At 47.2% G+C, this 23,507-nt stretch carries 26 protein-coding genes; 5 read left to right on the top strand and 21 right to left on the bottom strand.

Translation table 11 applies throughout. The annotated features are described in order from the left end of the window. Positions 1 to 81 precede the first annotated feature (81 nt). Positions 82 to 735: a hypothetical protein gene (locus tag NDI34_RS19640; protein ID WP_190679163.1), complete on the bottom strand. Its 654-nt coding sequence runs from the start codon at positions 733 to 735 to the stop codon at positions 82 to 84. A gap of 174 nt (positions 736 to 909) precedes the next feature. Between NDI34_RS19640 and NDI34_RS19635 the strand changes: the two genes are divergently transcribed. Genes NDI34_RS19635 through NDI34_RS19625 form a run of 3 tightly spaced genes read left to right on the top strand, consistent with a single transcriptional unit; the run spans position 910 to position 4,657 of the window. Beyond that, positions 910 to 3,162, top strand: a complete 2,253-nt coding sequence (locus NDI34_RS19635) for a heavy metal translocating P-type ATPase (protein WP_348233573.1) — start codon at positions 910 to 912, stop codon at positions 3,160 to 3,162. A 21-nt stretch (positions 3,163 to 3,183) separates the two neighbouring features. Next, positions 3,184 to 3,720, top strand: a complete 537-nt coding sequence (locus NDI34_RS19630) for a cupredoxin domain-containing protein (protein WP_348233572.1) — start codon at positions 3,184 to 3,186, stop codon at positions 3,718 to 3,720. A gap of 4 nt (positions 3,721 to 3,724) precedes the next feature. Next, positions 3,725 to 4,657 carry a hypothetical protein gene (locus NDI34_RS19625; protein WP_348233571.1) on the top strand — a complete coding sequence of 311 codons (933 nt, stop codon included), beginning with the start codon at positions 3,725 to 3,727 and terminating at the stop codon, positions 4,655 to 4,657. 227 nt (positions 4,658 to 4,884) lie between these two features. Here the strand turns inward: NDI34_RS19625 and NDI34_RS19620 are convergent, their stop codons facing one another. Further along, complete coding sequence (locus NDI34_RS19620) at positions 4,885 to 5,775, bottom strand: sugar ABC transporter permease (protein WP_348233570.1); 891 nt, start codon at positions 5,773 to 5,775, stop codon at positions 4,885 to 4,887. Positions 5,776 to 5,872: 97 nt separating this feature from the next. Between NDI34_RS19620 and NDI34_RS19615 the strand changes: the two genes are divergently transcribed. Together NDI34_RS19615 and purN are read left to right on the top strand one after the other, a co-directional pair. After that, a complete protein-coding gene (locus tag NDI34_RS19615) occupies positions 5,873 to 6,634 on the top strand; it encodes a type IV pilin-like G/H family protein (protein ID WP_348233569.1) in 762 nt (253 codons plus the stop codon). Positions 6,635 to 7,170: 536 nt separating this feature from the next. After that, positions 7,171 to 7,839: a phosphoribosylglycinamide formyltransferase gene (gene purN / locus NDI34_RS19610; RefSeq protein ID WP_348233568.1), complete on the top strand. Its 669-nt coding sequence runs from the start codon at positions 7,171 to 7,173 to the stop codon at positions 7,837 to 7,839. A gap of 121 nt (positions 7,840 to 7,960) precedes the next feature. Here purN and NDI34_RS19605 read toward each other — a convergent pair whose 3' ends face one another. The 19 genes from NDI34_RS19605 to NDI34_RS19515 all read right to left on the bottom strand — a co-directional run bounded on the left by NDI34_RS19605 (position 7,961) and on the right by NDI34_RS19515 (position 23,423). Then, positions 7,961 to 8,548, bottom strand: a complete 588-nt coding sequence (locus NDI34_RS19605; protein WP_348233567.1) for a CPBP family intramembrane glutamic endopeptidase — start codon at positions 8,546 to 8,548, stop codon at positions 7,961 to 7,963. 46 nt (positions 8,549 to 8,594) lie between these two features. Next, positions 8,595 to 9,659 (bottom strand): DUF3326 domain-containing protein, encoded by a 1,065-nt coding sequence (locus tag NDI34_RS19600; protein WP_190411213.1) that lies wholly within the window; start codon positions 9,657 to 9,659, stop codon positions 8,595 to 8,597. Next, positions 9,656 to 9,844: a hypothetical protein gene (locus NDI34_RS19595; protein WP_190439363.1), complete on the bottom strand. Its 189-nt coding sequence runs from the start codon at positions 9,842 to 9,844 to the stop codon at positions 9,656 to 9,658. The genes NDI34_RS19600 and NDI34_RS19595 overlap by 4 nt, the downstream gene beginning before the upstream one ends. Positions 9,845 to 9,961: 117 nt before the next feature. Continuing rightward, complete coding sequence (locus tag NDI34_RS19590) at positions 9,962 to 10,285, bottom strand: 2Fe-2S iron-sulfur cluster-binding protein (protein ID WP_190411211.1); 324 nt, start codon at positions 10,283 to 10,285, stop codon at positions 9,962 to 9,964. A 163-nt stretch (positions 10,286 to 10,448) separates the two neighbouring features. Continuing rightward, entirely contained in the window at positions 10,449 to 10,685 is a 237-nt protein-coding gene (locus NDI34_RS19585; RefSeq protein ID WP_190411210.1) for a hypothetical protein, read from the bottom strand. A gap of 54 nt (positions 10,686 to 10,739) precedes the next feature. After that, a complete protein-coding gene (locus NDI34_RS19580; protein ID WP_190411209.1) occupies positions 10,740 to 10,910 on the bottom strand; it encodes a ssl1498 family light-harvesting-like protein in 171 nt (56 codons plus the stop codon). Between the two features lie 47 nt (positions 10,911 to 10,957). After that, a complete protein-coding gene (locus NDI34_RS19575) occupies positions 10,958 to 11,128 on the bottom strand; it encodes a ssl1498 family light-harvesting-like protein (protein ID WP_190411208.1) in 171 nt (56 codons plus the stop codon). 55 nt (positions 11,129 to 11,183) lie between these two features. Then, the gene (locus tag NDI34_RS19570; protein WP_190439357.1) at positions 11,184 to 11,354 is read right to left on the bottom strand and encodes a ssl1498 family light-harvesting-like protein; all 171 of its coding nucleotides are present in this window, start codon (positions 11,352 to 11,354) and stop codon (positions 11,184 to 11,186) included. Between the two features lie 211 nt (positions 11,355 to 11,565). After that, entirely contained in the window at positions 11,566 to 12,516 is a 951-nt protein-coding gene (locus NDI34_RS19565) for a F0F1 ATP synthase subunit gamma (protein ID WP_190411207.1), read from the bottom strand. Between the two features lie 112 nt (positions 12,517 to 12,628). Next, on the bottom strand, positions 12,629 to 14,146 hold the full coding sequence (gene atpA, locus NDI34_RS19560) for a F0F1 ATP synthase subunit alpha (protein ID WP_190426132.1): 1,518 nt from the start codon (positions 14,144 to 14,146) through the stop codon (positions 12,629 to 12,631). 219 nt (positions 14,147 to 14,365) lie between these two features. Beyond that, complete coding sequence (gene atpH, locus NDI34_RS19555; protein WP_190411205.1) at positions 14,366 to 14,923, bottom strand: ATP synthase F1 subunit delta; 558 nt, start codon at positions 14,921 to 14,923, stop codon at positions 14,366 to 14,368. Beyond that, positions 14,923 to 15,492 carry a F0F1 ATP synthase subunit B gene (locus NDI34_RS19550; RefSeq protein WP_190411204.1) on the bottom strand — a complete coding sequence of 190 codons (570 nt, stop codon included), beginning with the start codon at positions 15,490 to 15,492 and terminating at the stop codon, positions 14,923 to 14,925. The genes atpH and NDI34_RS19550 overlap by 1 nt, the downstream gene beginning before the upstream one ends. Positions 15,493 to 15,589: 97 nt before the next feature. Continuing rightward, a complete protein-coding gene (locus NDI34_RS19545; RefSeq protein WP_190411203.1) occupies positions 15,590 to 16,024 on the bottom strand; it encodes a F0F1 ATP synthase subunit B' in 435 nt (144 codons plus the stop codon). 174 nt (positions 16,025 to 16,198) lie between these two features. After that, on the bottom strand, positions 16,199 to 16,444 hold the full coding sequence (atpE, locus tag NDI34_RS19540; RefSeq protein ID WP_015112744.1) for an ATP synthase F0 subunit C: 246 nt from the start codon (positions 16,442 to 16,444) through the stop codon (positions 16,199 to 16,201). Positions 16,445 to 16,661: 217 nt separating this feature from the next. Beyond that, positions 16,662 to 17,423: a F0F1 ATP synthase subunit A gene (atpB, locus tag NDI34_RS19535; protein ID WP_190411202.1), complete on the bottom strand. Its 762-nt coding sequence runs from the start codon at positions 17,421 to 17,423 to the stop codon at positions 16,662 to 16,664. A gap of 53 nt (positions 17,424 to 17,476) precedes the next feature. Then, entirely contained in the window at positions 17,477 to 17,920 is a 444-nt protein-coding gene (locus NDI34_RS19530) for an ATP synthase subunit I (protein ID WP_190411201.1), read from the bottom strand. Positions 17,921 to 18,208: 288 nt separating this feature from the next. Next, positions 18,209 to 20,779, bottom strand: coding sequence for a tetratricopeptide repeat protein (locus tag NDI34_RS19525; protein ID WP_348233566.1), 2,571 nt, complete (start codon positions 20,777 to 20,779; stop codon positions 18,209 to 18,211). 149 nt (positions 20,780 to 20,928) lie between these two features. Next, the gene (locus NDI34_RS19520) at positions 20,929 to 21,954 is read right to left on the bottom strand and encodes a CHAT domain-containing protein (RefSeq protein ID WP_348233565.1); all 1,026 of its coding nucleotides are present in this window, start codon (positions 21,952 to 21,954) and stop codon (positions 20,929 to 20,931) included. Then, entirely contained in the window at positions 21,951 to 23,423 is a 1,473-nt protein-coding gene (locus NDI34_RS19515) for a tetratricopeptide repeat protein (RefSeq protein WP_348233564.1), read from the bottom strand. Before NDI34_RS19515 ends, NDI34_RS19520 begins: the two co-directional genes overlap by 4 nt. Positions 23,424 to 23,507 lie beyond the last annotated feature (84 nt).

The following is a 23,507-nucleotide window of genomic DNA, read 5'->3' as shown; positions in this document are numbered from 1 at the left end:
AGTTAGCCAGCCCTTCAAATCCCAAACTTCGAGAGAGAAGTCGGGTATCTCGCCTTCACAAACCATTTAAGAGTGCGATATTCAGCCGTATACAAAATCCGCTTCGGCGCGACAACCCTTACAAATTTCGTAAGCAGTGTCATCAGTACCTTCTAGCCATTCAAACTCTGTGCCTTTGCAGAAGGGACAGTACGCAGTGCTAGGTAAATTGCCAATGATACACTTCCATTTTGGTTCATTAAATGTTAATTCCTGCTCTAGTGAAGTTGCGGAATTAACAGGTAAACGCCATATTTTTTCTAATAAATCATTTACCCTAGCCGCTACGTCATTGATGTCTTGGATATTTAAGTAGCCACATCGGACAGCGCGACTTATCAAGACATCGGTTTTCTCCTCAATATGAACTAAAGTGCTGTTAGGAGCGATCGCTCTACATTCCCAGCCAGCAGAGATAGGGACTTCTTTTTGGTATGCCAAAATTAAGCGATCGAAAACGTTGAGTTGATTTTCAGTAACAAAAGCAACCCAGCGATCGCCCCCAATTCGTTTGAAAGCTTTACCGAGATGAGCTTTTAACAAAGTATCGAATTCTAAAATATCTTTATCTACTTCTTCGTGACCTAAGTAAAGGTTGCGCCGCTTCGTATCAGCCAAATCAAAAATTGCTAGATAACCAGGTAACAATGGCTCTATGCAAAGCTTTAATTCTGCAATTAGCTGGTCGCGATACATAGGTGCTTTCTTCTAAACGGATGGGGGTGGTGGGGTGGCGAGAAGCGGAATTATCGCTGCATACGCGATCGCGCTTTTCAGAACCAATATGGCACACAAGATTTTTTCTCTAACCCCCTTGACTCTCCAGTTAACTAGAGAGATTAACCTAAAATCATCGAGTTAGAGAAAGTTATGGAAACACATTCTCTGAAGTTACAAGGAATGAGTTGTGCGGCTTGCGCTGGTGCGATAGAAAAAGCGATTCGCAATGTTTCAGGCGTCAGCGAGTGTAACGTTAACTTCGGCATGGAACAGGCGACTGTTAAGTACGAGCCTCAGCAAACGAGTTTAGAGGAAATTCAGCAGGCTGTCACCGACGCCGGATATACAGCCGCGCCAGTTCGAGAATTCGGAAGCAAAGAAGATGATACCGAAGCAGCCACCCGCCGTCAGGAACGGCAAGATTTGGCGCGGAAAGTGGTATTCGGCGCAGCGATTAGTATTGTGCTGGTGGTGGGGTCAATTCCGGCAATGACTGGGTTGCACCTCCCCTTAATTCCGGCATGGTTGCATAATTCTTGGGTGCAGCTAGTGTTGACAACGCCAGTTTTATTTTGGTGCGGTCAATCTTTTTTCACAGGTGCGTGGAAAGCTTTGAAGCGTCACGCGGCTGATATGAATACGCTGATTGCGCTGGGTACAGGTGCGGCGTATTTCTACTCGCTGTTTGTGACTGTATTTCCAGGATTCTTGGAGGGAATTACAGATGTCTATTACGAAACAGCGGCGGTTGTCATTACTTTAATTCTGCTAGGACGGTTTTTAGAAACTCGCGCCAAGGGACAAACGTCGGAAGCGATTCGCAAATTGATGGGTTTGCAAGCGAAAACGGCGCGTTTGATCCGCAATGGACAGGAAATCGATGTTCCGGTTGAAGCTGTCCAAGTTGGCGATGTGGTTTTAGTGCGTCCTGGCGAACAAATCCCCGTGGATGGGGAAGTGGTAGAAGGCACGTCTAGTGTCGATGAAGCGATGGTGACGGGTGAAAGCTTGCCCGTGAAGAAACAGGCGGGGGATGAAGTGATTGGGGCGACGATTAATAAAACTGGCAGTTTTCAGTTTCGGGCGACGAGAGTTGGACGAGATACCGTTTTGGCTCAAATTGTCCGACTAGTGCAACAAGCGCAAGGTGCCAAAGCCCCCATTCAGCGATTGGCGGATCAAGTAACCGGGTGGTTTGTGCCAGTGGTGATTGCGATCGCGATCGCTACTTTTATTATCTGGTTCGACGTGATGGGCAATCTCACAATGGCCCTGATGACAATGGTGGGAGTGTTAATTATTGCTTGTCCCTGTGCTTTGGGTTTAGCAACGCCGACTTCTGTGATGGTGGGAACCGGAAAAGGTGCAGAAAATGGCATCTTAATTAAAGGTGCTGACAGTCTGGAAGTGGCGCATAAAATTCAAACGATTGTGTTGGATAAAACGGGGACTCTGACTCAGGGAAAACCCACTGTTACCGACTACATCACGATGGTAGGAACTGTCCACAGCAATGAGATAAAGCTATTAAAGTTAGCGGCAGCAGTTGAACGCAATTCAGAACATCCTTTGGCTGAAGCGGTTGTAAGGTATGCCCAATCTCAGGAAGTGCAGTTTCCATTGCCGGAGGCGAAAAATTTTGAAGCGATCGCGGGTAGTGGCGTTCAAGGAATTGTATCCGACCGACTGGTGCAAATCGGTACTCAGCGTTGGATGGATGAATTAGGGATTGAAACGCTACCTTTGCAAGGACAAAAAGTTGCTTGGGAATCTGCTGGAAAAACTGCCGTTTGGATTGCGGTAGATGGCGAAATGCAGGGATTGATTGGCATTGCCGATGCCCTGAAACCCTCTTCCGCAGGCGTTGTGCGATCGCTACGCCGCATGGGTTTAGAAGTGGTGATGTTAACGGGGGATAATCGCAAAACAGCAGATGCGATCGCGCAAGAAGTTGGCATCACGCGAGTGTTTGCGGAAGTCCGTCCCGACCAAAAAGCCGCTAAAGTCCAGGAACTGCAAGCCGAAGGTAAAGTAGTGGCAATGGTGGGCGATGGCATCAACGACGCCCCAGCACTAGCACAAGCAGACGTGGGAATAGCGATTGGCACCGGAACCGATGTCGCGATCGCTGCTAGCGACATCACTCTCATTTCTGGCGACTTGCAAGGTATTGTTACTGCGATTCAATTAAGTCGCGCCACGATGCAGAATATTCGCCAAAATCTCTTCTTTGCCTTTATTTACAACGTCGCTGGAATTCCAATCGCTGCTGGTATTTTATTCCCGATTTTTGGTTGGTTACTGAACCCAATGATTGCGGGTGCAGCGATGGCATTCAGTTCGGCTTCTGTTGTCAGTAACGCTTTGCGCTTGCGGAATTTTCAGCCGCGAGTAAATTTCTAACTGCATAGAAAAGGAGGAAATATGGTAAATCAAAAAAAATTGTTGAGTAATCTTCTGGTTTTGTGGATTTTGCTCTCGATTTTCTCAGGAACACCCGCAAAAGCCACTTCAGCCCATGCACCGATGCCCACAAACCAATTTCGTCAAATTAAGCAACCTTTTGAGCTAAAACTGGGTCTTACTTTAGGCGGGTTGGCTTTAATTGGGTTAGAACTTTGGTGGTTTCTGGTGAGTAAAACTCAAGCTCAACAAGCGACAGCAAATCAAGGAATTCAGGAACTGACTATCCAAGTAGATGGCGGTTACGATCCAAATCGAGTCATCGTGAAAGCAGGGCAACCTGTGCGGCTCAATTTTTTCAGAAAAGACCCCAGTATTTGTCTGGAAAAAATCATTTTACCGGATTTTCACATTGCTAAAGATTTGGATTTGAATCGGATGACACCTGTGGAATTCACACCAAAAACCCCAGGCGAATATCCCTTTACCTGTGGAATGAATATGGCTAGAGGTGTCTTGGAAGTAAAAGCAGCCGGAACGGCAAATCAAGAGGAGTAAAATAATGAAAAATAAGTCAATGCTTTTGGGTTTGGTTGGTTTAGTGGCAGGAAGCGTGATCGCTACAGGCGCAGTCACTCATACGATGAAAATGAAGGATGGAACGATGCAAGCGACCCCTACAAACACTAGGAATGACTCCCATACGGGGCATCATGCGGCTGGAGGCGACCCTCATGAGGGACATCAGATGGGGCACGGATCGAAGCACGAATCGGGGCACGAATCGATGCCTGAAACTCAGCCAGCACAGGCGAAGCTGACGATTCAAGGAACGATTACCCCGAACAAACCCGTTCCTTTAGCGATTGATATTCAAGACAAATCCGGGAAAGCGATCGCTAAGTTTGACACTTTTCAAGAAAAACTGATGCACTTGATTGTTGTCAGTGACGATCTCCAGTTTTTCAGCCATCTTCATCCCACCTACAAGCAGAATGGGCGTTTTGAAGTCGAGGCAAGTTTTCCTCAACCGGGTAATTACACTCTTTTAAGTGACTACAAACCAGCCGGTCAAAAGGAACAAGTCTCGGCAGTAAAAACACAGATTCCTGGTAAAATTTCACCTGCACCAGCAATCGATCTAAATCAGTTTAAAACTTTCGGAAATACAAAAGCAAATCTTGTATTTTCTGAGCCAACCCTCAAAGCAGGTAAAGATGTTACCTTAACGTTTGATCTGCGAGACGGTTCTAACACTCAACCCGTCAAAGACTTGCAACCGTACTTAGGAGAAAAAGGTCATTTAGTTATTCTCCGACAGTCACCAAGCTTAACAGCCGCAGATTACATTCACGCCCATGCCATGAAAGATACTCCTGAAGGTCAGGTTCTTTTCCATACCAAATTTCCCGAACCAGGAAAATATAAACTCTGGGGTCAGTTTAACCGCAACGGTAAGATTGTTACCGCTGATTTTTGGGTAGAAGTTCTCTAACACAATGAATTCAACCCCTTGAGCATACCTATAGCAATCCTAATTTCACTCGCAACACCATTCTTTCTCTCTTCTTCTCTTCTCTCTGCGCCCTCTGCGTCCTCTGCGGTTCGTTAAAAACAACAAAGATAAATTTCACATTGGATTGCTATAGCCTTGCTCAACAAACTTAGACAAACTTACCTCATCGGAAATGGCTAACTTGATGTAGACGATAAACACAATTCCTAAGCCTCTTCTCCCCAAGTTTTTAGCTGAAAATACACTAACACTAGCGTTACTGCTAACAGCACAGTTGCCGCCGCTGCGGCATAACCAAAATCAAATTGGGCAAACGCTTGGTCGTAGATGTAGTAAACCAGCAAATTAGTCGAGTTTAATGGCCCGCCGCCGGTAATGACGTAAACTTGCTCGAAACTCCGCAGGGTAAAAATAGCCGTCGTGACGGTGGCAAAGATGAGAGTCGGGCGCAATCCTGGCAGGGTAATGTACCAAAATTGTTGCCAGGAATTGGCACCATCTAGTTCTGCCGCTTCATAGCGACTGGAGGGAATCGCCTGCAACCCTGCCAAAAACACCACCATATTGAAACCCAATTGCTTCCAAATGCTTAACAAAATCAGCACTGGCATCGCCCAAAACGTGCTACCCAGCCAGGAAATCGGTTCAATTCCGATAGCATTTAGAAATGCGTTAACTGGTCCTTCGGTTTGAAACAACCAGCGAAACCCCAAACCAGCTGCCACAAGACTAACGATTGAGGGGATAAAATAGGCAGTTCGCAGGATTCCTCGCAGGGCAAAGGCACGATTTAATAGCACTGCTAAACCCAAAGGAATTACCAAACTGGGAATCACCGTGGCAATGGTGAAATAAGCGGTGTTACCGAGAACCTGCCAAAAGTCAGGACTCAACATAAGACGCCAGTAGTTTCTCAATCCCACCAAGCGGACACCAGCCGAGGTAAAGCTACCCGTGGTAAAACTGAGGTAAAACAAATAAGCGATAGGCCATAGGAGAAAAAGCCCTAACAGAATTAAGGCGGGGGTTAGAAAAATCCAGGCAGCGATCGCATCATTATCTAATAGCTGCCTCCGAGAAAAGTGCGTATTTTTCATTGAGCGATTGGCTTACCGTTGAATCTTAGCGTCGTAGCGTTATTCTACCTGGCGGCACTGCTAAGATCCTGTTAATCTCCTGTTAGCAACTGATAACGTGAACATAACCGTATTCAAGCAACGCAGCCAACACCCTGGTTTCCGAATGCTTAGCGGATTGCTTGGGTTACTCGCTATCTATGGATGTAATTCAACCAATACACCTTCAGATTCTTCCTCTCCTAGCGCTGCTAATGCCAATTTACGGACAGATCGCTGGGTAGGACAATGGCAAGTCAACAATCCATCATCCAGTCAGGCGGTGAAATTTGTATTGACGCCAGAAGGTAAATTATTCCTCCTCCCGCCGGAAACATCTTCTGAGCCTCCGGTTGCTTATGAAATCCCGGTTCAAAAGCTTTCTGACTCACCCGATTTACCTCCCAATACTAAAATCGTTGATATTAAGGAAGCCTTTAACAATCAAGCAACCAAGGCAAAACAATCTGAAGGGAAAACGTACATCGGTGCGATGAACCGTTCACAACAAGCTTATTACTTGGAAAATAATAAATTCGGTACAACAATTGAGCAGCTAGGGATTGGGATTAAGCCAGAGACAGAGAGTTATAATTACAAAATTGTACCTCAAGGTAATGGCACTCAAAGGGTGATGCACACTGCCAAAGCCAAGCGCCCCGAACTTAATAGCTACACGGGTGCTGTATTTGTTGTCACAAATAATGGTGAAAATATTACAAGAACAGTAATTTGCGAAACAGATAAACCCTCATCCACACCGCCTGCAATGCCAACGCCTCCGAAGAATATATCTGGGCAAATCCAGTGTCCGGCTGGTTCGCATTCACTACAACGCTGAAGAGTTGATGAAAACTAATCCAGCCTTCGTCAAATCTATCCCTAGCTAGGTCGATTTTTTCCCGAATCCTTATTTATAAGTTCCTCTCTCTAAGAAGGCATTTGAAATTGCCCCAAAATTCTGTAACAGACCTTGAAAGAATGTTTAAAAAATCGTATTCTTGAATAAAAGATGTTGTAATTTTAATTCTTTCTTCTTCAGAAACAGATAAGCCCGCATCAATATTTATAGTACACTTTGAATAGTTGTCATATTTACTAACTATGAGCATTGTAGGGGGACTCATGGATTTGAGTTCTGCTATTTCTTTGGTGCCAGCTACAATGTCTCAAACATCAGTTACAAATTTATCAAAATCTTCAAGTTTAAACCAGATGTAATCGCTGTAATTATATTGAAGTTTAATTGTTGGAGAAATTTTACAGTCAATTTTTGCTCTAAATGAGGGTGAGTAATGAAGCTCTGTTTCTAGGGGACATATTTTGATATAAAAATTATTAGATTCTATTAATAATTCATTGTCTATTTCTAGCTCCATGACTTTCAATCCCTCAACATCTGATTCTAGCCCTAATTATATCTCCAGCCTAATTTCTCCAACGGTTCCTCCCAATCTTTTGAGCGATCGCCCTCCTTTAAAATTAGGTGTAATGGCATCGGGGACTGGCAGTAATTTTGAGGCAGTAGCGGAAGCGATCGCGCAACAGCAACTTAATGCCGAAATAAAAGTTCTGATCTACAATAATCCCGGTGCAAAAGCCGCTACCCGCGCCGAAGGCTGGGGTGTACCCACTGTTTTGCTGAATCACCGAGACTTTAACAGCCGCGAAGCGTTAGATCAAACAATTGTGGAAACCTTGCAGCAGTATGAAGTGGAATGGGTAATTATGGCAGGTTGGATGCGTGTCGTCACCCAGGTTTTAGTGGATGCCTACCCAGATCGAATGATTAACATTCACCCCAGTTTGTTACCGAGTTTCAAGGGGATTCGAGCAGTTGAACAAGCCTTGAATGCAGGGGTAAAAATAACTGGCTGTACCGTTCACCTGGTAAACGTGGAAGTTGATAGCGGCAAAATTTTACTACAAGCGGCTGTCCCGATTCTTCCCGACGATACATTAGACACGCTACACGCCCGGATTCAAGTTCAGGAACACAAGATATTACCGCAAGCGATCGCTTTGGCAGCCGCGCGATCGCATTAACAAGATAAAAGATATATCGTAATTCTAAACGATTCGTTAAGGCGCGATTCCCGACTTCTTAGAGAAGTCGGGAATCTGAACCACTGACATTTCACAACGTTCTATTCCCGATTCTTAAAATTTATGCCTTTTTGGTATCCAGCTTCCAAAGGCAGCTGGAAATTAAATTCGTCGTAATGTGAGCCACAATTGGCACTAGCAAATTACCCGTCTCCAAGGCGCTATAACCGAGTAGCAATCCGACAGTAGTTGCCCACGCTGCATAAGGCCATTGTTGAGGGCCACTCAGATGTAGGATGCCAAAGCAAAAACTCGATCCTACTAGCCCAACCCAATTTAATCCCACTGCTGGCAGCATTACACCCCGAAACAGTAATTCTTCGCTTAAACCGGGCAAGAGTCCTAACCAGATCAAATCAGGCCAAAATAAGGGTTTTAGCACTAATTCTAGGTAGTAGTCGGCGCTGCGCTGATAACCAGGCCATAGGTGATAGATGACGCTACTGGCACCCGTAATTCCTAGCCCAATTCCGACGCCCAAAAGTGATGCTTCTAGGGTCGGGCGCACGGGCATAACGGAAAACGCGCCGAAATGCAGGGACAGCTTGGCGATGACGAGCAATACAACCGCTGTCACCCCCATCGCAATTAAAATTTGGGTGCGCGTCAGGGATTCGATTTCCGGATCGGTAGGAAGCTGTTTTGCCACTTCGGAAAGATGAAGGATGAAGGGTAAAAGTAGAGGATTGTCCGCCTTACTGAATTCTGACTAGCGAAGACAGGGTTGGACTAATGGCACCTGGACTAATCCCAGCTCGATGGGCCACCAAGACACCGAGTGCTTCTAAATATGAGTTTACCCGCAATGCTTTAATTCCCACTTGTTCTGGAGGGACTTGCATCTGAGTTTTATTTTCTTCGACGGCAATAATCTGCGATCGCGTTTGGCTTAAACTCAGGATTGCACTGCCGCCACAAGCAGTTGCGGGTACGACGACGGCATCGACTCGATCTGCCCACACATCTCCAGGTAAGGTCGTACCACTGTGGGTTTTTCCAATAAACTGGGGGGCGCGACTCAGACCCACTAGAACGCAGGGTAAAAAAGTATAGCCCAATTCCTCGGCAGCTGAGCGGGGAGACAGGTGCGGATCGAGGGGCAGGGGTAACAAAGCTGGGGCGTGGGCACAGGGGATTTGAAAGGTTCGCACGATCAGGTGACTAATCACCGCTTCAGCACCGGCAAGGGGGTCAACTCCCTGCCCGTGTCGGTAACTTTCCAGCGCCTCGGTTTCGATGTCATCGGGGAAACGGGCAACGACTGCGATCGCTTCTGCCCTCGCCTTAGTAATCAGTACCTCTGCTGCCCGTAATAAACTATCAGGATTTCCAATCGTCCCCCAACTAGCTCCCGATGCCGCTGTCCGCAGTTCCACCCCAAGCGGGGCGTCTGTCACTACATAATCTGTGAGATTCAATCCCAGCGTGGCTCTCGTGGCATCCGCTGCCTGGAGATGCCGCAACCGCAGTTCGGGTTCAATTCCTTGGTCGAGGATTAAACCGACCCGGTTCTGATGCACGGGTCGCAGTCCCCAGCACCCAGCCGCAAATTTGTCAAGTCCGTAGCCTTCCACGTAGAAGGCGTTGGGCAAATTCCAGTACAACTGGGCACCGTTGAGGACATTGGGGTGGGTAATCAGGATGTCGGAGATTTGCGCGATCGCTCTTGCCACTGGCAGCGCATCCCCCGCATATCCCCCAACTGCTGCCCCAACCCCAGTCGGGACAATTAAGACAACCGTGTAAGGACGCCGATTCACTGAGCTGAGTCGGATGCGACTGTAACGATTGCCTCAACGTGGGCTTTCTGCTGTTCGACATCTACAGAAGCGATCGCCCAGCGCAAGGGTTCTCCCCGTTTTTCCAATTCTGCCTCAATAGCAGAGTGTAGCTGCACTGGCGATTCCTGAAGGTCAATTTCTGCGGTAATAAAGTGTGTCGTCATCTTAGTGGTTCTAGTACGGAATATTGAAATACCAGTTTGCCCTGTGCTGAATTAAGGCTAAATGACCGCAGGCTTTGTTTGAAAAGCCGCGAAATTACTTGTCGAGTCTGAGTAGCCCTACTTCTGGAACTGCCCGAATTGTAGCTCGTACAGTTCGTCTTCTTTCCCACTCTCAATTTTCAAATCGGATCGGGGATAAGCGACGCAGAGCAGTACATAGCCTTGTGCCTGAAGCTCTGGACTGACGCCCATGCCATCCCCCTGTTCTACCTTGCCTTCTAGAACCTTAGCCGCACAGGTAGTACAAACTCCCGCATTGCAAGAGCTGGGTAAGTCTAACCCAGCAGCAGAGGCAACCTGAAGGATCGTTTTATCCTCTGGCACTTCAAGGGTCTGAGTATTGCCTTGATCGTAAATTTCAACTTTATGTGTCTTGGACATGAGCAGCAATGGCTAGAGGGAATGCTTCCCCACGGAAACTAAACTTTCTCTATTGTTTCATGAATCAATTAGCTACTCACCCCGTCAAACCATAATGCCTAGAAATGAGAAACCCCAGCTTTGGAGAAGCTGGGGCTAAGGAAATTTTCACGTTGTCTTTGTCTTAAAACGAGTAGAAAGTAAAGGCTCCAACAATCACTGTGAAGACAACAGCACTCAAGATGTTGTTGAAGAGTCGCCCTACTTCAGGATTATCTCCCAGCGCCGCATCGTTACGACCAGCGGTAAAGAACAACGACCAAGCTTGATTAGCAGTGATGGGCGCAAAGTTGTTGAAATCAGTGTTAAAGACAGTCGGCGCAAACTGATAGCGGGCATCAAAGTCAAAGTCAGTCTTCATAACCGAACTCCTAAGTATTGGAAATAAGTGTCTGAAACTTCTCTTTCTTCAGGTTTAGCTGACACTCAATGCAGTCAGAACCAGCAGGGTGACAAACAAAGTAGCGATCGCGCCTTGAAAAGCGTAGCGACGCTGCTGCTCTGGTGAAGGGGACTCGGCAAAGTACACCGCAGGCTCAGCTGCATAGTTGTTGAGGATGCCTCTTTCGTCGGTGGTGTATTTCATGGCTGTTTGTCCTGGTTGGTTGTATTGCTCTGTAAATCTTGAATAACTTAGCTGACACCCAATGCAGTCAGAACTAGCAGGGTGACAAACAAAGTAGCGATCGCGCCTTGAAAAGCGTAGCGACGCTGTTGCTCTGGTGAGGGGGATTCGGCAAAGTACACCGCAGGCTCGGCTGCATAGTTGTTGAGGATGCCTCTTTCGTCGGTGGTGTATCTCATGGTTGTTTGTCCTGGTTTGTTGTATTTATCCGTAAATCTTGAAATCTCGAATAACTTAGCTGACACCCAATGCAGTCAGAACCAGCAGGGTGACAAACAAAATAGCGATCGCGCCTTGGAAAGCGTAGCGACGCTGCTGCTCTGGTGAGGGGGGTTCGGCAAAGTACACCGCAGGCTCGGCTGCATAGTTGTTGAGGATGCCTCTTTCGTCGGTGGTGTATTTCATGGTTGTCTTTCCTTTGTTTCTTTATGTTAACTATTGTAACAGTATGTAAATAAATTGCAACAATCTAGAAACTTTTTGTTATACGCTTTGCTTTGGGCAGTGATAGGTGCTGCTTAAGTGGGTCTATCCGTTCGATGATGCGAGTGCATACAACAAAAAAGCGTCTGAGTAATCTCAGACGCTCTGTGTAAATTAAATTGAAAAGCTAAATCTAGCCTTGTAACGCTTCGGCACCGCCGACAACTTCCAGAATTTCCTGGGTGATTGCCGCCTGACGCGCTTTGTTGTACTTCAGAGTAAGAGAACCAATCAGCTCCTTAGCGTTGTCGCTGGCGTTGTTCATCGCCGTCATCCGTGCTGCTAGTTCGCTCGCTGCCGATTCTTGCAAAGCCCGCAGTAACTGGTTATTCAGATACAGCGGCAGGAGGGCATCGAGAATCTGTACTGGATCTTGCTCGAAGATCATGTCCCGTGGGAACTCTCGAACTTGGGTAGAGACTTTCTCCCGTGTTACCTCAAAACCACCACCGCGAGTTGTGAGGCGGAAGATTTCATCATCTCTTGCTTCTAGTCCTTGGGTTGTCAGCGGCAGCAAGGTTTGCACCACTGGGCGAGAGCTGATCAAGGAGACAAACTTGGTGTAGACCAATTCAATCCGGTCTACATTCTCTGACAAGAACAAGGAAAGCAGTTCGTCAGCGATTCTGGATGCTTCTGCTGCTGTAGGAATTTGCTCTAAGCCAGTATAAGTAGCGTCAATCGGCTGGTCGCGACGCTGGAAGTATTGGATAGCTTTGCGCCCTACCAGCACAAATTTATAGTCCCGACCTTCGGCTTGTAGTTCCTTGGCGCGGTTTTCAGCGCGACGGATGACGTTGGTGTTGTAGGCACCGCAGAGACCGCGATCGCCTGTAATCACCAAAATTCCTACAGACCGAACCTCCCGGTTTCTCAACAGAGGCAGGTTAGCTTCTTCAAACCGCAGACGGTTTTGCAGACCGTAGAGAACCTGAGCGAGGCGGTCGGCAAAGGGGCGAGTGGCAGTCACCTGTTGTTGGGCGCGGCGCACTTTGGCAGCAGCAACGAGGCGCATTGCCTCGGTGATTTTTTTGGTGTTTTTGACCGACTGAATGCGATCGCGAATAAATTTTAGATTTGCCATAGTTTTGTCCGGTGTCAGTTGTCCTTTGCGAGTGGCTAATTACGAATAGCTAATTGCGAAGCGCTACTTTTTACAATTAGCTATTCGCGCTTAGCTATTCGCTTTGGACAAGTTACGCCATCGCCATGAAGGTCTTCTTCGCTTCACCGATCGCTTCCTTGAGGATGCCTTCTGCATCTTCCGTCAGCTGCTTCTCTTTGCGGAGGATTTCCATGTACTTCGGCTTGCTGGTTTTCAGGTACTCCCGCAGCGATCGCGCAAAAGGAGCCACCTTTTCTACAGGAATATCATCCAAATAGCCATTCAAACCTGCATACACAACTGCCACTTGCTCAGCCACTGATAGCGGCGAGTATTGCGGCTGCTTCAGAAGTTCCCGCAAGCGCTGACCCCGCGCCAACTGGTCTTGGGTTGCCTTATCCAAATCCGAGGCAAACTGAGCAAAAGCTTGCAGGTCGTCAAACTGGGCTAACTCCAGCTTTAGCTTACCAGCCACTTTTTTCATCGCCTTGGTTTGAGCCGCTGAACCCACCCGCGATACGGAAATACCGGGGTTCACTGCGGGACGCAAGCCAGAGTTGAATAGGTCGGAGGTCAAGAAAATCTGACCATCGGTAATCGAAATCACGTTGGTGGGAATGTAAGCGGAAACGTCCCCAGCTTGGGTTTCGATAATTGGCAGCGCGGTCATGCTGCCTTCACCCAGTTCTGTACTCAGCTTTGCGGCACGCTCCAGCAAACGGGAGTGGAGATAGAACACATCCCCAGGATAAGCTTCCCGTCCGGGCGGACGACGCAGCAGCAGGGACATCTGGCGATAAGCTTGGGCTTGCTTGGAGAGGTCATCATAGATGATCAGCGTCGCCTTGCCCTTGTACATGAAGTATTCTGCCAAGCTAGCGCCCGTGTAGGGAGCCAGATATTGCAGGGTTGCTGGGTCGTTAGCGTTTGCTGCTACCACAATGGTGTAGTCCATTGCGCCTCGTTCCTGAAGCACGTTCACCACTTGGGCGACGGTAGAAGCTTTTTGACCGATAGCGACGTAGACGCAAATCACGTCTTCTTCTTTCTGGTTGAGGATGGTGTCAACCGCGATCGAAGTTTTTCCGGTTTGTCTGTCACCAATGATTAGCTCCCGCTGACCCCGACCAATCGGAATCATCGCGTCAATAGCGGTAATGCCGGTTTGCATCGGTTCGTAAACCGAGCGCCGAGCAATAATTCCCGGTGCGCCTGATTCAATGAGGCGGGTTTCTGTGGTGTTAAGGTCTCCCTTTCCATCAATCGGACGAGCGAGAGCATCCACAACACGACCAATCAAGGCTTCGCCCACTGGCACCTGAGCAATCTTGCCGGTGGCGCTCACAGAGCTACCTTCCTGGATGTTGCGACCATCGCTCATTAGCACCACGCCCACGTTGTCTTCTTCTAAGTTCAGGGCGATGCCAACGCTACCGTCTTCAAATTCCACCAGTTCCCCGGACATAACCTTGTCTAGGCCATAAATCCGGGCAATCCCGTCACCTACTTGCAATACGGTACCCACGTTAGAAACACTAACGTCTCGGTCGTATTGTTCAATTTGCTGCCGAATAATGCTGCTAATTTCGTCAGGTCTGATGCTGATCATGGTTACTTGTTAAAGGAGGAAAGGGTTTGTGTTAAAGGTTGAAGGTTTTAAGAAGAATCCCTTCTCGAAGGGTAGCTTAAAGGTTGAAGCTCTCTATTTTGGCGGTGGTAGGTTGAACATTAGAAGTTAAGATTTGCAAATTTCACTTGCTTAACTTGCAAACATCTGAAAAGTTTCCACCGACAAACTGCTTACCTTTCCAACTCTCAACTTTCAACTTTAGGCGGCACTGTTCAGGCGTATGCCAATACGGCGCAGTTGTCCTCGCAAACTGGCATCCAATACCTGAGACCCCACTTTGATGATGACACCACCGATTAAATCTGGATCGAGTTTGGTATCGAGTTCTACTTGCTGGGCACCGCTAATCGCTTTTACTTTTTCACCGATGGCTTGCTGCTGAGACTCCGACAGTTCTACCGCTGAGATAACTTCTGCTAGAACAGTCTGATTCAGCTTCCGCAGAAGTGCCTGGAACTGTTTGCAAATTCCCTCTAGAAAGAGGATACGTCGCCTCTCTACCAGCAACATCAAAAAGTTGAGGATGTAGGGGTGAAGTCCATCGCCAGCAATTTGCTGCAATACCGCTTTTTTATTTTCAGCGCTTACAACTGGATTGCCCAGAAAATGCTGTAGATCCTCAGAACTTTCTAGGACTCCCAACAAAGATCGTACATCTTCGCCAAACCGCTCTGTCTGGTTCTGCGACTGAGCCAAGGACATTAATGCCTCTGCATACGGCTCTACGATTTCACCGCTAACCATACTACCTTTCATCAGCGACCTCCTACACTAGCGATGCTGCTGTCAATTAATTGTTGTTGAGCAGCATCATCCAATTGGCTTTTGAGTTGCGATTCAACGCGCTGCAACGCCATTGCAGAAACTTGCGCTCTGAGTTCAGCGATCGCTCGCTCCCTTTCAGTGTTCAAATCGGCAACAGCTGTTCTGTGCAAGCGCTCGACATCCATTGCTGCTTTCGCCAAAATGGCTTCTCTCGCTGCCTTCGCACTTTCTTCAGCATCTTTGCGGATTCGTTCTGCCTCCGCTTGAGCCTGAGTTAATTTCTGCTGGGCATCAGAGAGTGCAGCTGCTGCCTCTTTCTGGCGTTGCTCTGCTTCTCTAATCGCCGTTTCAATCCTTGCACGACGCTCGCTTAGGATATTTCCTAATAAGTTACGTCCAAAGTAAAACAGTACACCAATAAGAATTGCCAGGTTAATTAGATTGGCTTCAAAAATGTCCGGATTTAAACCGAAACCATGATGCCCCTCTGCCTCTGCTAATTCAGCGCCAGCTGAGTGAGCCACCTCGGCTAATAAGAAAAAAGTCCCCATGATACCCATCCCATTGAAGTATGAAGTTGGTCATTCGTCATCAGTCATTGGCTTTGGTCTAATGACTAATGACTAATGACTAATGACAGCTTTTCCTTCAAGCTCTCTATCTATTGACCAGCTGCTGTCCCAATATTTTTTCCAGAATTTGGCGACTCAGTTCGTCCACCTGGGTTTCTAGAGATTGCAAAGCTTCTTGCTTTTGCTGCCCAATCTCTATAGACGCCTGTTCTCGTTTTGCAACAGCTTCTTGCTGTGCCTCAGCTACTTGTTGAGCGCCTATTTTCTGGGCATCGGCTTGAGCATTTGCAATCAGCGCTTGAGACTGCCTGCGGGTATCCGCTAGCTGTTGCTCATATTGCTTTGCTAACTGCTCAGCTTTTGCCAAGCGTTCCCGCGCACCCATCTCATTCGATCTGATGTAATCGTCGCGCTCGTCTAGCACTTTAGTCAGTGGCTTATAGAAAACCACATTTAATACCGCTGCCAATAGCAGAAACTGCACTGCCATCAAGGGCAAGGTAGCGTCGAAATCAAACATTTCTTCCCTCTTTATGCTTGAACAGCAGTTTTAATTGCAAGCAAAATTATCTCACTTGTCATATTCTCTATACCCTCTAGGCAAGGGGTTCAACTTACATCAACAGGACTGGACACTAAAAACTTCGTTTGAGTAGAGACGTGGTTAACCACGTCTCTACTCAAACAAAAAATGTTAAGCGAAGGGGTTAGCAAACAACAGAACTAGGGCAATCACCAGACCATAAATGGTAAGGGATTCCATGAAAGCCAGGGTTAACAGCAAGGTGCCGCGAATTTTCCCTTCTGCTTCTGGCTGACGAGCAATACCTTCGACTGCTTGACCAGCAGCATTTCCTTGACCGATACCAGGGCCAATTGCAGCTAAACCAATTGCGAGAGCAGCAGCCAGAACTGAAGCAGCAGAAACCAATGGATCCATGATTATTTCCTTACCTTGAAGTACAGAACAAACAACAGAGAGTTTCGAGTAGAGACACGGCAATGCCGCGCCCTTACAAGTGTTGAGTTTTGAGTCAAGATTTTTAATCTTAAATCCCAAATCTCAAATTCTATCAACTGAGGGCATCCCGAAGGCGATATGGAGAAGGAGGGATGATTTTATTCATCTTATATCCTTCTTCCTACCCTAAAAAAGGTTAATGCTCCTCATGCCCTTCATCACCATGCCCCTCCATCGCTTCATGAATGTATGCAGCTGCTAAGGTGGCAAACACTAAAGCTTGAATGGCACTGGTAAATAGCCCCAACGCCATAACTGGCAGAGGAATAAACAGGGGAACCAGTAGCACTAATACTGCTACTACCAGTTCATCCGCCAGAATGTTGCCAAATAAACGGAAGCTGAGGGAAAGGGGCTTTGTGAAATCTTCTAAAATGGCAATGGGTAATAGGATCGGTGTCGGCTCAATATACTTTTTAAAGTACCCTAAACCCCGCTTGCTAAAACCTGCGTAAAAATACGCTAAAGAAGTTAGCAATGCCAGTGCCACTGTGGTATTGATGTCATTAGTGGGAGCTGCTAGTTCTCCTTCTGGAAGGTGAATTAGCTTCCAGGGAACTAATGCGCCAGACCAGTTTGAGACAAAGATAAACAGAAACAGCGTGCCAATAAATGGCACCCACGGACGGTATTCTTTCTCGCCAAGCTGGTTTCTAGCCAGATCTCGAATGAATTCTAGAGCATATTCCATGAAGTTTTGGATACCTTTAGGAATTCTCTGAATATTCCGAGTTGCAGCTAACGAGGCAAGCAGAAGAATACCAATAACAACCCAGGAAGTTAGAAAAACTTGCCCGTGAATCTTAAGATTTCCCACTTGCCAATAAAGGTGATGACCAACTTCTAGTTTGGCGAGAGGGAATGAATTAAAGGCGGAAAGAATACTTAGCATTTCCATTCAATGAGGGTTCTCCAGGGATTAAAGAGTGGAGAATTCTAACACTGTCCAACCTATCGAGCGTCCGGGGGAAACAAAGTCCGAAGCATATAGACGATGAGGGAGGCTTTATAAGTCAGAAATCCCAAAAAAACGGGCAGAATCTGTAGCTTATTCACTTGGGTTGCGATTATAATCAACCCAATAAACAGAGCAAACCGAGTCTTACTCAGACGCTGTTTCTCTGCGCCAAGTCGCTCAACGTCTTTAGCCAACATCCTCAAGTAAACCACACATGTGCACGCCCCTATCAAGTAATTCAGGGCAATGTTGAGAGAGTAAAAAATCCAGACGGAGATAAAAATAATCCCGCTCAAAGCAAGTGTAGTCAGCAACAACTCTTGTTGAAGTTGGTAGTACTCTTGCATGGAGCCATCTGGTTCTGATACAGGCGAACCAGTTTGTGGTAACTCCTCGGTGGTCGGCGTGGTTGTTTGAGATTCGTTTGACAAGTTCACAACTGATGTGTTTCAGCTTGTGCTATTTGGTCTGACTACTACAGGTCAGAACCAAACATTTTGAATATACCATGCAGAGGTAACATTACTTAAAAAAGAATTAAGTCGATGTCAGCAAATTAAAAGGTTCTCTCTGGTAGCGATCGCATTCATGCTCATGAGTTCTCATCCAAGAAGCCTTTTTCGCATTCATACTCATGAGTTCTCATTTAGGAAGCATTTTAGGTATCAGCGTGGATATCGCTCCGCCCCTTGTTGTAGAAGCTTGCGGCTGTTCTCCCTAGCTTTTTACTCAGCTTCCCCAATCAACGTGTATGCAGCCCAAGCGCTGGGTTGGTTGGGATATTGTTTCATCGTCGTCAGCATCGCACTTCGCAAAGCTTGCGCTTTATCGGAGTTTTGTTGCAGATTTTGATAAAATTCGGTCATCAACAAGGCAGAAGGATTATCGGGTATCGCCCACAAAGTGACGATGACACTGGGGACACCCGCAGTAATTAAAGAGCGAGACAATCCAATCACGCCATCGCCAGTCAGCTTACCTTGCCCAGTGTCGCAAGCACTCAAGACAACTAACTCGGCATTGAGCTTGAGATTGAGGATTTCGCTGGCGGTGAGTAACCCGTCCTCTTGACCAGAAGGAGCCAGGGCGATCGCTCCCGGTACTCCGCTACGCTGAAAATCATCCAGCAATCCGTGAGTTGCCAGATGAATCATTTTTGCTGTGGGTAGCTTCTGAACAACTGCGGATTCAGTGGCTTGTTTCCCAGTTAGAGCTTTCGTGTTCAGGAGACGAGCAATCTCAATCGCTTCCTTCTCGGCACCCGGTAGGGGAGAAAGCGGTTGAGCCTTTTCTCCAATTTTTGGGGCAAGGCTAGGCATCGTGGGATTGCCAACCACTAGAACATCTTTCGCGGACACTGGAACCCGTTGGCGTTGCTGACGGGTTAATGCCAGTACCTGAATTGAGGGAGCCGTGAGGATAGTGTGTTGTTCGATGAGGTATTTATTGCTGGTATCTTGGAGGGCAGCAAAGGGAACCAAGAACAGGGATTCTTGAGGAATAAAGATAAGGCGGGCATTGGGGTCAGCAGGCAGGAAGTCGGCAATGGGTTTAATTAGTAGTTGATGGAGTTGCTGTAATCGATTAGTTTGGCTAGTTTCATCCAATCTAGTGATGATGCTCAAGCCGCGACCTCTGACACCCATCGATTCGCGGCTGTTGATAACAAGTTTTTCAAGGCTTGTATTTTGCTGCTGCCACAGGGGTTTAAGGTCAACACGACGAAAAGCTACTTTGCCTGAGGGTGGGATTACCCAAATATAGAGTTCTGATTCGCGAGCTTCTTGTTTACCTTGAATCTTGAAGTCGTCATAAATAATCGAATATTCAACCAGGGTGGCATTTTGTTGTTTGGCGATTTGTTGAATTTGCTGGGTGTTGGGTGGATTGGTAGAGATATTCGCCTGAGTAGAGGAAGGGGATGAGAAGCGTGTCGCCAGTAGCTCCACAAATGCCCTGGCACGACCGCTTTCCGCAACTTCTAGAGCCTCTGTGGGTTGATTTTGGGCAATCAGGACTTGTTGCAGCAGACGATAGGTGCGAGCTTGCTGCTCAAAAATTGACACTTTGTAGGCATCATTGCCACCCAATCGTTCCCGTAGAGATTTGTATACCTCAATTCCAGCGCGGAGGGTTTTTTCGGCTTGAGAGAGATTGCCAGATTCCTGAAAAGCCAGTCCCAGATTGGCTAGAGATTGCCCCTCACCCAAACGATCTTTAATTTCCCGTGCAATGGCTAAACGCTGCTGGTGGTAATCAATCGCCTTGGCGTATTCTCCTAGGTTTTTGTAGGCAATTCCCAGATTGTCTAGGGATTGCCCCTCGCCTTGGCGGTCTTTGATTTCTCGTGCGATGGCTAAATGCTGCTGGTGGTAATCAATTGCCTTGGCGTATTCTCCTAAAGAATTGTAAGCCAGTCCCAAATTACCCAGCGCACTTCCCTCCCCCAAACGGTGTTTAATTTCCCGCGCAATAGCTAAATGCTGCTGGTAATAGTCAATCGCTTTGGCGTAATCTCCTAGGGAAGAGTAAGCATTTCCTAGACTGCCTAGAGATGCCCCCTCCCCCAAACGGTTTTTAATTTCCCGTGCGATGGCTAAATGCTGCTGCTGGTAATCAATCGCTTTGGCGTAATCTCCCAGATAAAAGTAAGCATTTCCCAAATTGGCTAAGGATGCCCCCTCCCCCAAACGGTCTTTGATTTCCCGCTTAATTGCCAAACTCTGCTGGTAGTAATCAATCGCCTTGGCGTAATCTCCTAGATTTTTGTAGGTAACTCCCAGATTGCCCAGCGCACCTCCCTCCCCCAAACGGTCTTTAATTTCTCGCGTGATGGCTAAATACTGCTGGTGGTACTCAATCGCCTTAGCGTAATCTCCCAAAGAATCGTAAGCATTTCCCAAATTGCCTAGGGATTTCCCCTCCCCCAAACGGTCTTTAATTTCCCGCATGATCGCTAAACTCTGCTGGTGGTAATCAATCGCTTTGGCGTAATCTCCTAGGTAACGGTAAGCATTTCCCAAATTGCCTAGGGATTGTCCCTCCCCCAAACGGTTTTTAATTTCCCGATAGAGACTGAGTGCTTGTTGCCAAGACTGTAATGCCGCCTCAAATTGACTGGTCTGAGCCTGCTGAATACCTTGCACAAGTAGTTGGTCTGCTTCGGCTTTCCGAGCATCTGGGGTTTGCGCTAACGCCTGTGTTGTGGGAAATAGCGCTGGAAAATTAGGCGGGAACGGCGTTGCAGCAGATGTCAAAAGAGCGATCGCGCTGAGGAGTCTGATTTGGAAACGCACAGTTATTAGGGGAGAAGGTGCAAGGATGCGATCGCTGTTTTAACCTACGGCAATTAGGCGCGTCTAGTTATCGGTTGATGCGAGAGTATCGTCATCAGAATCAAGAATGCGATCGCAGCAGCAACAGAGGCTATCTGATTGTTTTCGGGTTATTCAGCTTCCCCAATCAACGTGTATGCAGCCCAAGCACTGGGTTGGTCAGGATATTGTTTCATCGTCGTCAGCATCGCGCTTCGCAAAGCTTGTGCTTTATCGGAGTTTTGTTGCAGATCTTGATAAAATTCGGTCATCAACAAGGCAGAAGGATTATCGGGTATCGCCCACAAAGTGACGATGACACTGGGGACACCCGCAGTAATTAAAGAGCGAGACAGTCCAATCACACCATCGCCGGTGAGTATACCTTGCCCAGTGTCGCAAGCACTCAAGACAACTAACTCGGCATTGAGCTTGAGATTCAGGATTTCGGTGGCAGTAAGTAACCCATCATCTTTACCCGAAGGAGCCAGGGCGATCGCTCCCGGTACTCCGCTACGCTGAAAATCATCCAGCAACCCGTGAGTCGCAAGATGAATCATTTTTGCTTTAGACATTTGCTGGACAACCGCAGATTCATTGGCAGAGTTGCCAATGAGAGCTTTGGTATTAAGTAGAGTAGCGATCGCTAAAGCTCCCCGTTCTGCACCAGGGAGAGTTGACAATTTTTGAGGCGATTCTCCCCGCTTAAGAGAAACATTGGGCATATTGGGATTGCCAACAACTAATACATTCGGGTTTTGTCGAGAGGCTAAATTTCGCGTCTCTACACGTTGTTTTTGCTGCCGAGTTAAATCCAGTACCTGAATCGAGGGTGCAGTCAGGATGGTGTGTTGTTCAATTAAGTATTTGCCAGAACTGTCTTGCAGAGCGGCAAAGGGAACCAAAAATAAAGATGTTTGAGGAATAAAAACGACACGGGCATTTGCCTCTTTTGGCAACAGATCGGTAATTGGTTGAATTAGTAGCTGATGAAGTTGTTGTAATTGTTTGGCTTGGCTTGTTTCATCTACTTTGCTAACAACACTCAACCCGCGACCTCTGACACCAATTGATTCTCGACTATTGACAACAAGCTTTGCCAGGTCTGTATTCTGTTGCTGCCACAGAGGTTTAAGGTTAGAGGAGCGAAAACTCACTTCACCTGTGGGCTTGACGACCCAAATATAGAGTTTTGATTCTTCGATTTGTTCTCGATTTTTTTTTCTAAACTATCGACGATAATTGAATACTCAACCAGTGTGGCATTTTGTTCTTTGGCGATTTGTTGAATTTTCTGAATGTTGGGTGGAGTAATGGTTGTTAGAGCATTGGGTGAAGCAACGCGCGTCATCAATAACTCCACAAATGCCCGCGCTCGACCCCGTTCGGCAATTTCCAACGCTTCATTTATCTTATTTTGGGCGATGAGGACTTGTTGCAGCAGACGGTAAGTTTTGGCTTGCTGTTCAAAAACTGACACTTTGTAAGTATCGTTATTCCCCAATTTTTGCCGAAGCGATTCCCAAATTTGAATTCCTGCGCCTAGGGTTTTTTCGGCTTCTGCAAGCTTGCCCGATCGGCGAAGCGCCACTCCCAAATTGTTTAGCGCCGTTCCTTCGCCTTCGATGTCGCCAATTTGCTGCGCGATCGCGATCCGCTGCTGCTGATAATCAATTGCCTTGGCATAGTCGCCCAAGGAAGTGTAAGCATTACCTAAATTTCCCAGTGCTGTTGCTTCCCCTAAGCGATCGCCAATTTCCCGCGCGATCGCGATTCGCTGTTGCAGATACTCAATTGCTTTGGGATAATCCCTCAAATCCATGTAAGCAACGCCTAGATTCCCCAGAACTTGCCCCTCTGCGTGACGCTCACCTAACTCTCGCGCCAGCGGTAAACGCTGTTGATAGTAATTAATAGCTCGTGAATAGTCGCCTAGAGAATCGTAAGCGATGCCCAAATTATTCAGAGATGCACCTTCCCCAGAGCGATCGCCAAGTTCTCGCGCGATCGCTAAACTCTGTCGATGGAAATCAATCGCTTTGACATAATTTCCTAGGGAATAGAAGACAATCCCTATATTTCCCAGAGCGCCTTGTTCTCCGGAGCGATCGCGGATTTCTCGCGCAATCGTTAAACGTTGCTCAAAGTAATCAATTGCTTTGGCATAATCGCCCAAATGATGATGAACAATGCCCAAATTATTTAGAACGTATGACTCTCCCTTGCGATTGCCGAGGGAACGATCCACAGCTAAACTTTGTTGATAGAACTCAATCGCTCGTGTATAGTCACCCAACGATCGATAAGCTTCTCCCAAATTGTTAAGAACCGCCCCCTCTCCCTTCTTATCGGCGATTTCTCGGTAAATCTTCAATGCTTCTTGTCCAGACTGTAAGGAAGCTCTAAATTGACCCTTCTTTTGCTGCTCAATCCCTTGCTCTAGCAACCGATCGGCTTCGGCTTCTCGCTCAGCGGGGGTTTGAGCCAACGCCTGAGAATTTTGGATGGCGCTAGAAAATTTTGAATTTTGGATGAATTGCCAATCTACAGTTGGAAATCCCAAATCGACACTCAGAATAGTAGCCAGAAAGGTGATGAAGGCGCGGAGTCCGACTTGAGAGCGCATAGCGGTTTTTCGAGAAGTGTGCAGCGACATCTACTGTCTTAGCCCACACGGGAAAGGCGCGTCTATAGCACTTCTCTTGGACTC

The organism is Trichocoleus sp. DQ-U1, from assembly GCF_039961925.1.
Lineage (GTDB): Bacteria > Cyanobacteriota > Cyanobacteriia > Cyanobacteriales > FACHB-T130 > FACHB-T130.
The sequence above is the reverse complement of the archived record's forward strand: the minus strand, read 5'-3'. Positions and strand labels throughout refer to the sequence as shown.